We start from the raw sequence: 16,541 nt of genomic DNA, 5'->3' as shown, positions 1-16,541 counted from the left end.
AATGAATATTTTTAACACACATAGAATAGTTTTTGAAGGCTCATCTGTTAGTAAATATTTAAGCGATAATCTAACTTGTATTCAATTTAGTTTAAGTGGCGTTATTGATGCAGGTTTTTTACCTAAACCAACAAATGACAATTTTATAAAACATGTATTCATATCTCATACTCATTTAGACCACATTTGTGCTATTGCTTTATATGTTGATAATTATTTCCTAAAACTTCAAGATAGTATTTGTCTATACGCAAGTAAAGAAAGCATACAAAGCTTAAAAGATCACTTTTTTAATAATAAAATTTGGCCTGATTTTTCTAAAATCAAACTTGCTAATGGAAAATATGCAATCACTTATAAAGAAATAAATATAGGTGATAAAATATTAATAGATGATGTTTATATTGAACCTGTTATGAGCTATCATTCAGAGGGTAGCTATGGCTTTATTATGAGCTATGGAAATGATAGTATATATTTTACTTCAGATACTTATTATCATGAAGGAATAGTTGAATTAATTAACTCAAGAAAAGATATTAAGCAAGTTATTGCAGATGTTAGTTTTGATTCAAGTTATGAAAAACTAGCAAGAGATTCAAAACATTTAACACCTAAACTACTTAAAAAAATCCAAGATGAAACAAGAAAAGATGTAATTTTCCATGTTTATCACATTAAATATTGTTTTAAAGAAAGAATTGAAGAAGAATTAAAAGAACTAGATATTTTAAAAGAATATGGAATGATTATTAAAAACGGCTCGTTTATGCAGTTTAATACAAACTATAATAGCGATAAAGCCGTAATCAATGTATTAAAAAGACATAATCTAGACCAAGAACAAAAACTCGAAACCATTCTTGAATGCTTTTCACAAATTTCTAAGAATTCAGACTCAAGAGCGAACCTAAATACTTTAGGAACAATGGTTAAGCAAAACATTCAAGCAGATAGATGTAGTGTATGGTTTATAGATAATGAAAGAAAAGAATACTACACATTACATGCCGATGGCGTAAATGAAATAAGAGTTCCTTTTGGAAAAGGTATTGTTGGTCGTGTAATCGAAACAAAAGAAGCTATATTAGAAAATAATCCTAAGAGTAATCCATATTTTGATAGCACAAACGACGAAAGAACAAAATATAGCACTAAATCAATTCTAGCAATGCCTATTTTAAATAGCGAGCATGAAGTAATAGGAGTATTTCAAGCTTTAAATAAACTAACAAATATTAATAATAACTTTGATAGAGATGACTTAGATTATTTAAGAATTGCAGCTGATTATTCTGGCAAAATCTATGAAGGTATGAAGTTTCAAGAAGATATCCTAAACGCTCAAAAAGACTTAATCTACTCAATAGCTGAAATGGTAGAGAGTAAAAGCGAAGAAACAGGAAATCATGTAAAAAGGGTTGGAAAAATTAGTGAAGCAATAGCAAGACAAATGGGCTTAAGTGAAGAAGAAGTAACACTTATAAGCTATGGAGCACCTACTCATGATATAGGTAAGATAGGAATTCCTGATGCAATACTTAATAAGCCAGGAAGACTTGATGAACAAGAGTTTAGAACAATGCAAAAACATGCTCAAATTGGTTATGAAATGCTACATAGATTTAAGGGTAAAATCATGGAAGCAGCAGCAATCATAGCTCACGAACACCATGAAAAATTTGCGGGTGGTGGCTACCCTATGGGTAAAAAAGGTGAAGATATTCATATTTATGCAAGAATTGTTTCATTAGCTGATGTGTTTGATGCTCTAGCAAGTGATAGATGCTATAAAAAAGCTTGGCCTTTAGATGAAGTTTGCAAATACATTAGTGATAATTCAGGTTTTCAGTTTGACCCTAAGGTTGTTGAAGCATTTTTTGCTTGTAAAGAAGAAATATTCGCAATCAAAGAAAAATACAAAGATGTTTATAAAGGATAATTTAGGAATTTGTTTTATCAAATTCCTAAAAGATTATCATTAAATACTAATAATAAATTAAAAAATATTCAACAAAAACAAAATTTAAAAAACAATAAAAATTATTATTATTTTTTTATACAACTTTAAGTAAAAATACATATAATCGCCCATTTTTCTTAAAATAGGAGTAAAAATATGTTTTTTAAAAATAACAAGGATAATACCGAAAAATTATCGCTTGAGTTAAAAGATAAACAAGCTATATTAAAAGCTATTTATGGCGAAATGGCTATTATAGAATTTGATGTTAAAGGCAATATTGTTGATGCAAATGAGCATTTTTTAAAGGCTACAAAATATACTTTAGCAGAGATTAAAGGAAAGCATCATAGAATGTTTTGCGATAGCTCTTATGTTAATTCAAGTGCTTATCCTATGTTTTGGCAAGAATTATCAAGAAATATTCCACAAAGTGGATTATTCAAAAGATTTACAAAAGACAAAAACGCAATTTATTTAGAAGCAAACTATCTTCCAATAGCAGATGAAAATAATCAAGTTTATAAGGTTATAAAATTTGCAGCCGATGTTACAGAGCACGAAAACGAGCTTTTAGATTTAAAAAATACAATTAATGCCGCAAGCAAATCAATGGCTTTAATTGAGTTTGATCCAAATGGAGAAATCCTAGATGCAAACGAAAACTTTTTAAATACTATGCATTATAGAAAAAATGAAATTGTAGGCAAACACCATTCAATGTTTTGCGATGAAGAATATGTAAAAAGCAGTGCATATAGAAAATTCTGGGATGACTTAAAAAGTGGAATTTTTCAATCAGGACAATTCATTAGATATAGCAAGGATAAAACCCCTGTATATTTAGAAGCTAGTTATAATCCTGTTTATAATCAAGAAGGCAAGGTTTATAAAGTAATCAAGTTTGCAAGTGATGTTAGCAGACAAGTTATAAGAGATATGAATAAGAACAAAATCGTAAGCGAACTAGCACAAAAGAACGATGAAAGCACCGATGAAGGTAGCAAAGTAATAGCAAAAAGTGTTAAAAACGTTCAAGAAATAGCTGAGATTATGAATGAAAGTAGCGAGTTAGTTCATTCTTTAAATATTCAATCAGATGAGATTGTATCAGTTATTCAAACTATTAAAGATATTGCAGAGCAAACAAATCTATTAGCACTAAATGCTGCTATTGAGGCAGCTCGTGCGGGTGAGCATGGACGCGGCTTTGCAGTGGTTGCTGATGAGGTTAGAAAACTAGCTGAACGCACAGCAACATCAATTAATGAAATCACAATGACAATTAATTCTATTAGAAATGTAAGTGCAAGCGTGGTTGAGAGCATTAGCAAAAGCATAGCTCAAGTAAATGAAAGCGTAAATCTAGCAAATACAGCTAATGATTGCATGAATAAAATCAAAGAAAGCTCAAGAGAAGTTGCTAAAGCAATGGAACAATAATAATTTCAAAGAATTTGAAATAGGAATTAAAAACCTAATTCAAATTCTTTCTTCTAAATTATCTATAAATTTTATAACCCTTATCAAATATAATAAATAAAATATAAAAATACTAAAAGGCTTTAAATGCTTTCTTTTATTAAAGAATTAATAAAAAAATCTTTATTTGTTGGTTTGTGTGTGGCGTTTTCGGTTTTAGCCCTTGTTGGTATTCCAATACTCATTATGATTTTAAATGATTTTTATAGTAAATATTTTAATTCAACTTATGATAAATTTCTTAAAACTAAAGAAGAGCTTTACTCTCTTGAAAGGCAATTAGAAGTAGAAGGTTATACATCATTTTGGGATTTTAAAAATGAGTATACAAATTATAAATATGATTATTCTAAAAGCGGATATAAATGTAATTTAGAAAAAAAAGAAAAATATAAAAGAGCAATTGCAAATTATTTTAAATTAAGTAATGCAAAAATATATGAAGTGCAAAATCATAACAGCATTGATGAAGTTAAATCTCTTAAAACTCTAGATATTTTAGAATTAAAAGAAGTTAATGAATTTAACAATAATCTAGTATTTTTTTACGATGAATTTTTTGATAAAAATTCATTTCAATTTATAGATGGATATAAAATGCATGTAATTTCATATAACTCATATACTAAAGAAAAAGAAGAAAGAGAATATTATATAGATGGGTGTGGTTATGTAGTCCCAACATATAAATTATAAAATACAATTAAGGAGAGAAAATGGCTGAAATAAAATCAATACTTCCTATCTTGCTATTTAAACCACTCCGAGCAAAATTTAAAGTTTAAAAATAAAAGAATTTAAATTAGAAATTTAAAAACAATATTTAGACTTTATAAAGTTAAAAAGCTAATTCCTATTTCGTAATTCTTTTTTCAATTTAATAAAAACATTAAAGAATTAGGAATAGGAATTTAAATTAAGAATTACGAACTAAGAATTAAGATTAAGAATTTGCTTTGATAGTTTAAAAAGTAATTGTGATTTAAATCTAAGTAGTTTATATAGTAAAAGAAACTTCACTTAAGAAGTTTCTTTTAGCTTTTTAATGTAGTGTTTATTAAAACTTATTCTTCATTACAGATTCAACTGCACTGCTTGCCATAGAATCTACTTCATCTGATATCTTATTAGTATTATCAGCTACAACAACATTAGCACGTGTTAATTCATCTATACTGCTTATTGCTTCATTTATTTGAGTAATAGCTTGAGTTTGTTCTTTAATGCTTTCGCTCATATCATTTATTCCTTGAGTTAATACATTAACACTTGCTTCTATTTCTGTTAAAGATTTTTGAGTGCTTTCAGCTAGTTTTCTTACTTCATCAGCAACTACTGCAAAGCCACGTCCGTGCTCTCCTGCTCTTGCAGCTTCTATTGCAGCATTTAGTGCAAGAAGATTAATTTGCTCTGCAATGTCTCTTATCATAGTGATTACATTTTTAATGTCTTCTCCATTTTTAATCACTTCGTTTGATTTTTGATTTACTGCATGCATAGATGCACTCATTTCTTCTACTGCTGCTGCACTTTCTTGTAAGCTTGCTGCTTGCTTTCTTGCACCTTCGTTTATATCAATAACACTTGTTTTTAGTATTTTTGATTTTTCTTGTAGGTTTCTTGCAGTTTCTAGGTTTGTTTTTAACATATCTCTTATTTGCTTACCTAGCATGTTAGTAGCAAGTTCAACCTTACCTCTAGCATTCTTTATTTCGTTTCTAAAGTCATTCTGACTATATTCATCAAAGATTTTTTCAATTGAGTTAGTATTAGCTCCTACTTTATCTTCTAAAGTATCAAGCATTTTATTTAATACATTTTTTAGTTCAATTAATTGTGGGTTTGCAGGATTTAGAGTAATTCTTGCTTTTAAATCACCGCTTTCAATTGCAGCTGCTGTTTGAACGCTTTGTTCTACTGCTTGAGTATCTTTATCTAAAGAAGAGATTGTTCTTTCTATATTATCATTAATAGCTCTTGCCATTGCTCCGAATTCGTCTTTAGAGTTTAGGTTTATTTTACTTGCGTGTTTGGTTTCGTGATTAATAAATGCAAAAACTTCAATTAAAGATTTTTGAATAATTTCAATAGGCTTTAATGAGCTTTTTATTAAGAAATATAAAACACCTATAACAACTAAAATAAATAAACTAAATTCAAAAATAGAATTAAGAACACTCTTGTGAATTGTCTCATCTATATTTGCCTTTGGCATAACCGCACAAATATCATAACCTGTTAAATTATCAACAACACAATAAGCTAAGAAATCTTCATTGTTTTTACTGAAAACAAAATTACCACTTTTGTTGCTTTTGTAAAAATCATGTAGTTTTGTAACGAATTCTTTTTTCCACTCAGGGTTACCTAAATCATCTTTATTAGAACTTGAAATAATTTCATCGTTTTTATCAAGAATAATTGTGCTAGAATTTTTCAAAGAATTTGTTCTAGTGATTTCATCGCTAAAATCATCAACTAAAATATTTCCACCAACAACAGCTGCTATTTCATTGTTTATAAATACTGGAGCAAAAATAGTTGTAGCTTGCTTACCACTTGAAACATCTTTATAAATTGATGATAAGCTTGCCTTTCTTATTTCGTTAGCTTCTTTAAACCATGCTCTAGTTCTTCCGTCAAAATTAGGAATTAATCTAAAGCTTAAATCTGTTTCAGCTTTATACACATTACCATTTGCAAGACCTATGAAAAGTCCTTGAAAATCTAATATTTTATTATCATCTTCTATTATTTCTTTTATAAATTCAGGGCTTAAGTTTTTTGCTTTTTCAAATTTATTTGCTATCTTTTTTATGTTATTTAATTTTGTTTCTATATAAGTGTTTATGTATAAACTTTTCACACTTATGTCATTACCATTTAATTCATCGTAGTTTTTATTAATAATACCTTTAACACGATTAATTTCATAAGTAGTTAAGATAACTGATGCTATTACAAGCACAACTGCTAAATAAATAGAAATTTTTTGCGATAATTTCATTTCTTGTCCTTACAAATTGAATTTTATTATTGATTATACCCCCCCCCAATTTAACAAAAGTTAAAGTTTAGTAAAAATTATTATTAAATATAAAATATTTTAAAATCAAAATACTTTACAAATAAAACAATATAATAAAAACTATTACATTATTTTTAATAATAAAACTAAAATTCTTTCATTATTTCCTAAATGTTATTTAAAACCGAAAAGTGTAGATAAAATTATTTAATAAATAATAATAATTATTAATAAAATCAGAAAAAATAAGTATTTTGTGAATAATTCCCACAAAAAGTGAGAATTATTCAATATTTTTAACAGCCATAATAAATTGAATTCTATTTTTTACGCCTAGTTTTTGATATATACTTGAAGTTATTGTTTTTATTGTTCTTTCGCTAAGTTGTAAAATCTCTGCTATTTGAAGATTTGATAAGCCATCTTTTATGTAATTGGCAACAATCTTTTCTCTATCATTTAATATATCAAATAAATTACTATCATCATTTTTATAGCTTTGATTGATAAGTTTCACCATATTATCAATAATATCAGGCAAAATCCAAACCCCGCCATTATTAATACAATTAATAGCATCGCTAAAGTGGATTTTTTGCATTCTTGCGTTTGCATATCCTTTTGCATTAGCATTTAAGAAATATTGTGCTTCCATAAAATTAGGGTTCTTTGAAATTGCAAGACATTTAATACCTTGCTCTGATAAAGCCTTAATATTATCTACATTATCACTTATTACAACTGCTTCTTTATATTTTACAGCTATTACTTCTAAGTAACTTGTAGAATAAATCCTAAAGTCACTTAAAATATCTTCTAAATATGTTCTTATTTCTTTATCTTCTAAGTTAATTATTACTTGCATTATCTTTCCCTTAAAGCATTTTGTTTTGTTTTAAAAATCGGTTTTAATAAATAATCTAATATTGTCTTTTTACCCGTAACAATATCAGCATTTACTATCATACCCACTTTAATATTTAAAGGTTTTTCATCTGTTCCTAAGTGGTTTTTATCAGTTACTACCCTAACTAAATAAAAGCTCTCGCCCTTATCGTTTGTCTCTGTATCTGCACTAATTTGCATAACCTTACCTTCAAGTCCGCCATAAATACTAAAATCATAAGCACTAACTTTTATAATCGCTCTTAAACCTTCTCTTAAGAATGCCACATCAGCAGGTTTTACCTTAACTTCTGCGATTAATTTATCATCAAGTGGAACAATTTCTGCGATATTTTCACCTGGTTTAATTACCCCTGAAACCGTGTGAATATTTAGCTTTGATACAATTCCATTTACTGGGCTTTTTACTAAGGTTCTATCCACTCTATCATCAAGACCTATTTGACTTTTATTAATTCTTGCGATTTCTGCGTTTGTTTCGTTTAATTCTTTTTTAGAATCATTTGTAAAATTAAGCTTTATTTCATTTAATGCAGCTTCAAGCTTAGGTAATGATAATCTAGCTTGAGAAAGCTCTCCTCTAATATCGTTTAATTGTCTGCTTATTTGAAGATATTCAACCTCACTTACGCTACCTTTTTTATAAAGATTATAAGTAAGGTTATTTTGCTTTGAAACTAGATTATAGCTTGTATTTAAATGATTTATTTTTGATTTTAATTCCTTAATCTCGCTTTGCTTTTGTGAGATTTTTTCTTTTAGTTGCTCCATATTTGTATCATACAAACTATGCTCGTTTTTTAAAGTAAGTGGAAAGATTTTTTTAAGCTCATCTTCATCTAAAATTCCTGAATCAAATTCTTTATCATTTGCTTGAGCGTAAAGCCTAATTTTTTTAGCTAATAATTCGCTAATTTTTACTTCACTCTCACCTAAAGAACTCTCAAAGCTTTTATTGTCAATCTTAAGTAAAATTTGTCCTTTTTTAACAACATCACCTTCTCTTACTAGTAGCTCTTGAACTATACCACCTTCTAGGTTTTGCACTATTTGATTTTGTCCGCTAGGAACAACCTTTCCTTGTCCTCTAGTAATCTCATCAACTTCTGCAACACTCATCCAAGCAATAAGACCTATTACACAAGCAATAATTATATAAAGCATTGTTTTTGTTTTTTGAGAACTTTTTGATAATACTGCTTGAGATAAGCTATTCATATAATCTAAATCATCTTTAGTATAGTTTTTCATCTACTAGCTCCTAATTTTGCTAACACTTCTTCTTTACTACCATCTAAAATCACTTTAGAATTATCAATTACAATAATTCTATCAACAAGGCTTAATAATGATTGCTTATGGGTAATTACTATTAAAGTCTTATCTTTGCAAGCTTCTTTTAAATTACTTATAACTTTTGCTTCTGTTTGAGTATCTATTTGATTTGTAGGCTCGTCTAGTAACATAATAGGAGTATTTGTAATAAATGCTCTTGCTATCGCAATTGCTTGTCTTTGCCCTCCACTAATACCTTCTCCACGCTCATAAACAGGCATATCAAATCCAAGCGGATGAGAATTTACAAATTCGCTAACACAAGAAATATTAGCAGCCTTGATGATTTCTTCATCACTTGCATAAGGTGCTTTATAAACAATATTATCTCTTAAAGTGCCTTTAAATAGCATAATATCTTGAGAAACATAGCCTATATGCTCTCTTAAATCCACAGGGTCAATTTGCTCTATATCAATACCATCTACATGAATACTTCCCTTACTAGGCTCATAAAGTCCCATGATTAGCTTTTCAATGGTTGTTTTTCCACTACCATTTTTTCCTATAATTGCTACTTTTTCTCCTGCATTAATCTTAAAGCTAATATCGTTTAGAGATTGCTTTTTAGCTTCTGGATAAGAAAATGAAACATTTTTAAACTCAATTGCTCCTAAGAAATTATTTCTTCTTACAAATTTCTTGCCATTTTCACGCTCTACTGGCATATGCATAATATCATCAAGACTTTTATAAGCTGTTTTTGTTTGTTCATAATTTGATATAAGCGAAGCAACCTGTCCCATAGGAGAAATTGCACGAGAGCTTAAAATTACACTTGCAATTAGCCCACCCATACTAAGCTCCATATCTTTAATCATATAAACACCCATTACAACTATTGCTATTGTGTTAAATTGAACCAAAAAGCCTGTAACCATAGGAATAGAACTTGATAAAATTTTATGTTTTATACTTTTATTTGCTATTTCGCCTGTTGCTTCTTCGTAAATCCATTGACTTGATGATGCTGCACCTAAGGTTTTTATAGTTTCTAGTGTATTTAAACTCTCTATTAAAACTCCGTTTTTAAATGCACTTGCTTGATATGTGCTTTCAATTGAGTTTTGAAGTGGCTTTCTAATACTAAAAGTATAAATTAAAATTAAAATCATAACAACAATAGGAACAATAACTAAATGCCCTGCTAGAAAATAAATAGTCGCTAAAAAGATTATACAAAATGGTAAATCCACAATAGCAGCTATGCTAGCATTTGCAAAAAAGCTTTTTAAGGTATCAAATTCTTTTAAGTTTTGCGCAAAAGAACCAACGCTCGCAGGTCTTGCACTAAGCTTAATATCTAGCACTCTTTCATAAATTAAAGAGCTCATAATAATATCGCTTTTTTTAGATGCTGTTTCTAAAAAATAAGCACGCACAAGCTTAATAATCATATCTATAACATATACTACAAATACACCTAATGCTAGAACCCAAAGTGTCTCGATAGCATTATTTGGAACAACTCTATCATAAACATTCATTGTAAAAAGCGGACCTGCTAAAACAAAAATATTTATAATTAGTGATGCTAATAAAACATCAATATAAATTGATTTTGACTTTTTAAGAGTATCCCAAAACCAATGCTCGTTAGGATTGTTTTTAAGATTATTTATTTCGTTTTTTATTACAAATTCTTTCTTTAAATAAAAAGCATATCCTAAATATTCTTCTTCAATTTCTTTTCTACTTACTAAAGTAGCAGCCCCTTCAAATTCTGGGAAAATTATGCTTAATTTATCATCATCTTGAAAGCTTTGTAAAATACAAGCTCTTTGATTTTTAAGCACTAGAATGCAAGGCAAAACTAATTGTGGTATGTCTTTTAGCTCTTTTTTTACTAAAGTACTTGCAAAGCCTGCTCTTTTTGCTGCTCTACTAAATAAAGATTTTTTACTATTTTTTGAAAATAATTCTATACCGCCTAAATTAGTATCATATGGCAAACCTGCTGTAAGTGCTTCAGCACTATAAGGGTTATTGTATAGTTTTGTAAGAATTACTAGACAATCTAATAATTCATCTGTTTTTGCGTTAATCATTTTTCTTCCTTAACCTTACTTGTGTAATTTCCTTGAACTAAGTTAATATTTAACTCCTTAATTTTTTTATAAGTTTCTTCATTTTCTATACCTATTGCAATAATTTTTACTCCTTTTGAATTAAGAATAATTTCTAAAGCATTCTTCGCTCCACTAGCATTCACATCTTCTAATAAATCTAGTAATGTTCTAGCCTGAACTTTAATATAAGCAATATTTAGCTCATTTAAAATACTTAAGTTTTCTTTATTTAAAGTAAAGTGATCAAGCCCTAATGTAATATCATAAATCTTACAAAATCTTGAAAATGCGATTAAATCTCTAATATTTAATTCTTTACTCATTGCAAGTTCTAAGAAAACTTTATTATTTTTCTTAGCTTTAAAGATTTTTTCTAATTTAGAATAATTTTCTTCTTTAATTAAATCATTTGAAATATTAATTGAAATTCCTGTTTCAAATTCTTCGCCTAAAGCCTTGCTTAATACATAAATATCTAGCTCTTTTGATAAATTAAGCTCATTTACAATAGGCATAAAATAAGAAGCATTTTTTAATTCATTTTTATATTTTAATCTTAAATATAATTCTTTGTGATATACATTATTATCATTATCCAAAACTTCTTGAGAAGCAAAGCAAAAATCATTGTTATTCATAGCATTATAAATAAAGGCTTTGAATTGCTCTTTACCTAAGATAATATTATCAGTATTATTAGCCTTATTTAATGAATAATTTGTTTTATCTTTTAAAAGTAATAAGTCAAGCTCTGATAAAACCTCATTTAACTTTTTGCCTTCATAAGAAGTTAAAGCACTGCTTATTATAAAGCTATTATCTTGAATGTTAAATTCTTTAAATAATTCTTTAATTTTTTCAAGGATAAGCTTACAATTTTCTTCAAAAGCTAAAGAATTTTCACCTAATATAATAAAATCATTTTCATTTATAGCAAACACGCATTCGCCATCGTAAGCTTTATCATTTTGTCTTAAAATATCTGATAATTTTTCTAAAAACTCAATAGATTTATTAAATCCTAAAATCTTTTTAAGATTATAAGTTTCTTTAATGCTTAATAAAAAGCAATATCCATTTGAGTATTCTTCCCTACTCTTAATAGATTCAAATTTATTTATAAAATACCTTCTATTAAATAGCTTAGTTCTTTCATCTTTATATAACAAATCATTGTATTTATCTAGCGTTTCACTCTCTTTTTCAAAAATATCTTTTACTTTTCCTACCATTGAGTTCATTGCCATTACCATTTTTCTAACTTCTTGTGTAAAAGGTAATTTGTGTTGGATAATAAACTCATGCTCAAGTATTGCTTCGGCTTGTTTTCTTACTTTATTTAATGGTGCTAAGATTGCTTTTAATGAAAAATAAATCAAAATCATTGAAACAACGCAAATAATAAGTAAATTAACAAAAAGCCCTTTTAAAGTATTATAAAGTTGTTCGTATGCAAAAGCTGGGCTAATTTGCACATATAAAGTTCCTATTTTGCTCCATTGTCTAATCTCAAAACTTTCAATAGGAGTATTGATATTTACAAGTTTTACAAATAAATCACTAACTCCAAAAAATACTTTTTCTTGATTTTTTTCATATACAACATTATCTTTAGCATCTACGAATTTTATCTCTTGATAATATCCACTATCAAAAATACTATTAATCATAAGCTCAACGCTGTCTTTATTAATCTCTTCTTGGGTTGCTATTGCAAGACCTAAAGAAGTTGCTGTGTGCTTTGCATTTGCACTTAATTGCTCATTTATAAAATCGCTTGTTGTTTGATAATTTTTAACACCAACAATAGCAATAATAACTAAAATAAAAATTATAGAACCTAGTAAAATTTGCTTAAATAAAGTCATAAATCACCCTTTTTCAAATTATCCAAATAATTTGACCAATCTTTTGTGTATTTTGAAGATTTAGCCGATAGCTTACCGCTTGATGCTTGTTGTGCCAAAAATAAGTCCTTAGCATTAAACGATAACACAGGCTTTAAATCAACTCTTTTATTTGCCCTTTTAATTGAATTTGTATTACTATCTAAAATAAACGGAATATCATCAGGCTTATCGTAATATGCTAAAACCATATGAGAAATCCACTTACCATTTAGATTTGCATAAACGTATGTAAAAAATAACTTTTCTTCGCTTACACCTAAATCTAATAAAGTAAGATATTTTGCAATTACGAAATCTTCACAATCTCCAAAGCCTTTTCCTAATGACTCGAATCTATTAGCCCAATAATCAGTCTTACCCCAAGTAATCATATCATCTTGCCATTTAATAATATTAGGGTTGTTAAAAAACTCATTAACTTTTACTAATTTATTTGCTTCATCGGTATTTTTTATATCTTGCATTAACTTATCTAGCTTTTCAAGTCTTGCAACGGCTAAATCTCCATAAGCCTTTTGCATTCTTGTATAAGTTTGTGATTTTATAAAAGAAGAGCTAAATAAAGTAATACTTATAAAAAGAGTGAATAAAATCACTCTTTTAAAAAAAATCTTACCCATTCAAATTATTTAATATCAGAAATTGCGCAAGCTTTGTTAATGTATTGTCTAGCATAACCATCAACAAAACCTTCAGAAATTACGCCCATATTATTAAGCATTTTGTATTGAGTTAATAATATATTGCTCTTTGTGCTTATTAATTCTTTTGCAGCACTAAAGTATTCGCTTTGAGCATCAAGAACATTGATTAAATCTCTTTTTCCGATTTTAAATTCATCTTCATAGGTTAAAAGTGTTGATTTTGCATAATCTACATAATCATTTAAATAATTTAATTTATCTTTACTAATTTGATATGAGTTAAATGCGTAAGCATTGCTTTCGTGTAATTCTCTTAAAGTTGAATTATAATCCATTTGACCAGCTAATGCACTTAATTTGCTTTTTTCTACATTTAATTTATCTTGACCTTTGTTAAATAGATTGTATGAAAATCTTAAATAAGCACCTGCTGAAGTATCTTTTGTATCTTGTTTTAAATCTTTAAATATCTTATCTTTTGCATAATCAGCTCTTAATTCAAGGTCTAGTTTAGGTAAATAATTTCCTTTTTTTACTTTTGTATTATATTCAAGTGCGTTGATGTTTTCTGCTTGAATTCTAATACTTGGATTACATTTCTTACTGATTTCATCTAAGCTCTCAAGTGAGTTTGGAAGTGCATAAGTAAATTCTGGCATTACAAGAGTGTTAATATCTACATTCTTACCAAATAATCTTGTAAATCTTGAATGTGCGTCTTTATAATCGTTTTCTGCTGATAAAAGATTATTTTTAGCAAGTGCTAAACGGCTTCCTGCTTGTCTTTCTTCGCTAGCTCTTGCAAAACCCGAGCTTGTTCTATCCTTAATTAAAGCATAAATATCTTCATGAGCTTTAACATTCTTTTGTGCGATTTCTAATAATAATTTTGTTTTAATCATATCTAAATAAGCTTTTGAGCTATCATAAACTATTTCATTTGAGTTTTGAATTACTTTATATGCAGTTGAGTTTGTGATATGATTTTGCTCCGCTTTGCCATTCATATCCTTGCCACCATTGAATAAATTCTCTGTTAAAACAATAGAAGCGTCGTGAGTTGTTCCTGTTCCTTTTTGATTTGCATTTGTATGAACTTTATGGTTTTTACTTACATAACCACCATTTGCATATAAATTAAGCATTGGGTAATACTCAGCACTAGCAATATCTAAATCTTTTAATGATTTTAAATATTCTTGTTTATAAGAATTAATTTGTGGATTAGTTTCTAATACACTTGCAATCATTTTATTTATAGTAATTGAATTTGCATTTTCTACTTTATTAAATGCTGGAATATCTAAACTATTTTCATTTTCAGCATCTAAGCTATCTAATGCATTTGATACTGATGAGCTTTTTACTTCTACAACTTCTTCTTTTGTAGTATTAGTAAATAATTCATCATTGCTTGTATCTTTAGAGAATTTTGGTTCATTTGGCTTTCTAGTTGTAAAATAAGCGTCTTTATAAATAGAATTAGCTCTTAAATAATTTCTAATTTCTGTAACTCTTGCTTTTGACATATCAGCAGTTTCAACAACTACTGTGTGGTATTTGCTATTATTTGGACTTTGTGGGTCGCTTGCTCTTGCTTTTACTACAAGCTCGTTAGCATATTTGCTGTTTTCTACAACTTTTTCAATTTTAGCTTTAATTTTATTTAAGCTATCATAATCGCTTTTTTTAAAACTAGAAATGAAAATATTATATTCAGCAGCATGCAGACAACTAGCCGCAATAATAGATGTGATTAAAGTTTTTTTCATTTAATTCTTCCTTGTATTTTAAATTAGATTAAAACAATAACTTTAATTAAAAAATTTTAATATGTAAATAATATTTATTGTTTTTATACAAAAAAATCAAAAATTAACTTATATTTAAGCAATTATTTAGAATTTATTTTATATATAAAATCAAGAAAAAACACTAATGATAAAACATCAGCACTTCCACCAAAACTTAAATTATTTTTAACATAAATATAATTAAGTCTTTTGATTAAGTTTATATAATTTTTACTTTTTTTTGTGCTTAATTTTTTGCAAGTATTTTTAACTCTTTTATATTTTTGCAAATCATACTCACATCTTTTAAGTAAACTTGTATCATCAATGATTGAACTAATATAAAAAAGAGTTCTAAGCTCTTTAAAATCACTTTGTTTATTAAAAAACTCATAAGCTTTAAATGTATTTAAAAAGCCTTGCTCAACCTCATCTCTAATACCTTTTATCCCATAAAGATGAAAACATTTTCCGCCTATGCTATTTAGATTTTTATTTAGCTCATTTTTGCATAAATTTTCGCATATTTGCTTAGTGGTTTTAGAAATATTTATAGGATTTAAATCGTTTTCATTTTTTGCACATACATAAATCATAATCGCAAATAAAAACAAAGCACCTTTATGAGTATTTATATTATTAGTGGCTTTAAACATTGCATTTTCTGCAAGTTGCCCTAATCTTTTTAACCTTTTAAACTCATTTCTTTTAGATAGCATTGCCAGTGTATAAAAAGAATCAAAATACCACTTAAGCTCACTAGCACTATCAATAAAGCTTAAAAAGTTCATATCGCTGTGAGAATTTGAATTCGGAATTTCAACAAGTCCTAGCTTAGGAGCAAGGCTTACTTCATAAAGCAATGCTCTTAATGCTTTGCTTGAAAATTCATTCTTGCAAGGATAATTTAATGCTTTATAAACATAAAAATCATCAAACAAATCATCAATTTTTTGATAAATTTCATCTTTTGTATGAATATTATTTCTTTGACAAACTATAGCTAATTCATCACATAAAAAGCACTTTCTACCACTTGCTCTAGCCCTGATAACTTCATTTTTAAAATATACATCAAAATCAAATAATCTTGAAAAACTATGCTTATTTTCAAGCCTAATACAATGCTCTTTTAATATATAAGCATCATCGCTAATTGCAAACAAACAAAATAAATCATCTAAATAAACTTTATAATTAATAGGGTTTAAAGTCTTAACTAATTCGCTAATGCCATATAAAAATAAAGCCTTAACTTCATCAATATTTTTTACTTTATATAAATAAGGAATGTTTAAACTAAAGCATATAACAGGGCTTTTAAATTCATTTTCGTAAGCTAATCTTTCTTTATATCTTTTTTCTTTTTGCTCTAAAACTAAATTAAATAAATCCAAATTAAATCCTTTTT

11 protein-coding genes are annotated in these 16,541 nt (G+C 27.5%); 3 read left to right on the top strand and 8 right to left on the bottom strand.

Annotated features, from left to right (window positions below; all coding sequences use genetic code 11):
- The first annotated feature begins 1 nt into the window (after position 1).
- From AVANS_RS04575 to AVANS_RS04560, 3 genes are all read left to right on the top strand, one after another.
- The gene (locus AVANS_RS04575) at positions 2–1,942 is read left to right on the top strand and encodes an HD domain-containing phosphohydrolase (protein ID WP_239818480.1); all 1,941 of its coding nucleotides are present in this window, start codon (positions 2–4) and stop codon (positions 1,940–1,942) included.
- Positions 1,943–2,119: 177 nt separating this feature from the next.
- Positions 2,120–3,406 carry a PAS domain-containing methyl-accepting chemotaxis protein gene (locus AVANS_RS09575; protein WP_275583457.1) on the top strand — a complete coding sequence of 429 codons (1,287 nt, stop codon included), beginning with the start codon at positions 2,120–2,122 and terminating at the stop codon, positions 3,404–3,406.
- Between the two features lie 126 nt (positions 3,407–3,532).
- Positions 3,533–4,141 (top strand): hypothetical protein, encoded by a 609-nt coding sequence (locus AVANS_RS04560; protein WP_239818479.1) that lies wholly within the window; start codon positions 3,533–3,535, stop codon positions 4,139–4,141.
- Positions 4,142–4,502: 361 nt separating this feature from the next.
- Here the strand turns inward: AVANS_RS04560 and AVANS_RS04555 are convergent, their stop codons facing one another.
- The 8 genes from AVANS_RS04555 to AVANS_RS04520 all read right to left on the bottom strand — a co-directional run bounded on the left by AVANS_RS04555 (position 4,503) and on the right by AVANS_RS04520 (position 16,527).
- Positions 4,503–6,452 (bottom strand): methyl-accepting chemotaxis protein, encoded by a 1,950-nt coding sequence (locus AVANS_RS04555; RefSeq protein WP_239818478.1) that lies wholly within the window; start codon positions 6,450–6,452, stop codon positions 4,503–4,505.
- Positions 6,453–6,756: 304 nt separating this feature from the next.
- Positions 6,757–7,338: a response regulator transcription factor gene (locus AVANS_RS04550; protein WP_239818477.1), complete on the bottom strand. Its 582-nt coding sequence runs from the start codon at positions 7,336–7,338 to the stop codon at positions 6,757–6,759.
- Positions 7,338–8,630 carry an HlyD family type I secretion periplasmic adaptor subunit gene (locus AVANS_RS04545; RefSeq protein ID WP_239818476.1) on the bottom strand — a complete coding sequence of 431 codons (1,293 nt, stop codon included), beginning with the start codon at positions 8,628–8,630 and terminating at the stop codon, positions 7,338–7,340. Before AVANS_RS04545 ends, AVANS_RS04550 begins: the two co-directional genes overlap by 1 nt.
- The gene (locus AVANS_RS04540) at positions 8,627–10,762 is read right to left on the bottom strand and encodes a type I secretion system permease/ATPase (protein ID WP_239818475.1); all 2,136 of its coding nucleotides are present in this window, start codon (positions 10,760–10,762) and stop codon (positions 8,627–8,629) included. Before AVANS_RS04540 ends, AVANS_RS04545 begins: the two co-directional genes overlap by 4 nt.
- Positions 10,759–12,651 carry a LapD/MoxY N-terminal periplasmic domain-containing protein gene (locus AVANS_RS04535; RefSeq protein ID WP_239818474.1) on the bottom strand — a complete coding sequence of 631 codons (1,893 nt, stop codon included), beginning with the start codon at positions 12,649–12,651 and terminating at the stop codon, positions 10,759–10,761. The genes AVANS_RS04540 and AVANS_RS04535 overlap by 4 nt, the downstream gene beginning before the upstream one ends.
- The gene (locus AVANS_RS04530; protein ID WP_239818473.1) at positions 12,648–13,313 is read right to left on the bottom strand and encodes a transglutaminase-like cysteine peptidase; all 666 of its coding nucleotides are present in this window, start codon (positions 13,311–13,313) and stop codon (positions 12,648–12,650) included. Before AVANS_RS04530 ends, AVANS_RS04535 begins: the two co-directional genes overlap by 4 nt.
- Before the next feature lie 5 nt (positions 13,314–13,318).
- Complete coding sequence (locus AVANS_RS04525) at positions 13,319–15,109, bottom strand: TolC family protein (RefSeq protein ID WP_239818472.1); 1,791 nt, start codon at positions 15,107–15,109, stop codon at positions 13,319–13,321.
- A gap of 122 nt (positions 15,110–15,231) precedes the next feature.
- Positions 15,232–16,527, bottom strand: a complete 1,296-nt coding sequence (locus AVANS_RS04520; RefSeq protein WP_239818471.1) for a triphosphoribosyl-dephospho-CoA synthase — start codon at positions 16,525–16,527, stop codon at positions 15,232–15,234.
- Between the last annotated feature and the right edge of the window lie 14 nt (positions 16,528–16,541).

Source organism: Campylobacter sp. RM5004, assembly GCF_022369455.1.
Taxonomy (GTDB): Bacteria; Campylobacterota; Campylobacteria; order Campylobacterales; family Campylobacteraceae; genus Campylobacter_E.
The sequence above is the reverse complement of the archived record's forward strand: the minus strand, read 5'-3'. Positions and strand labels throughout refer to the sequence as shown.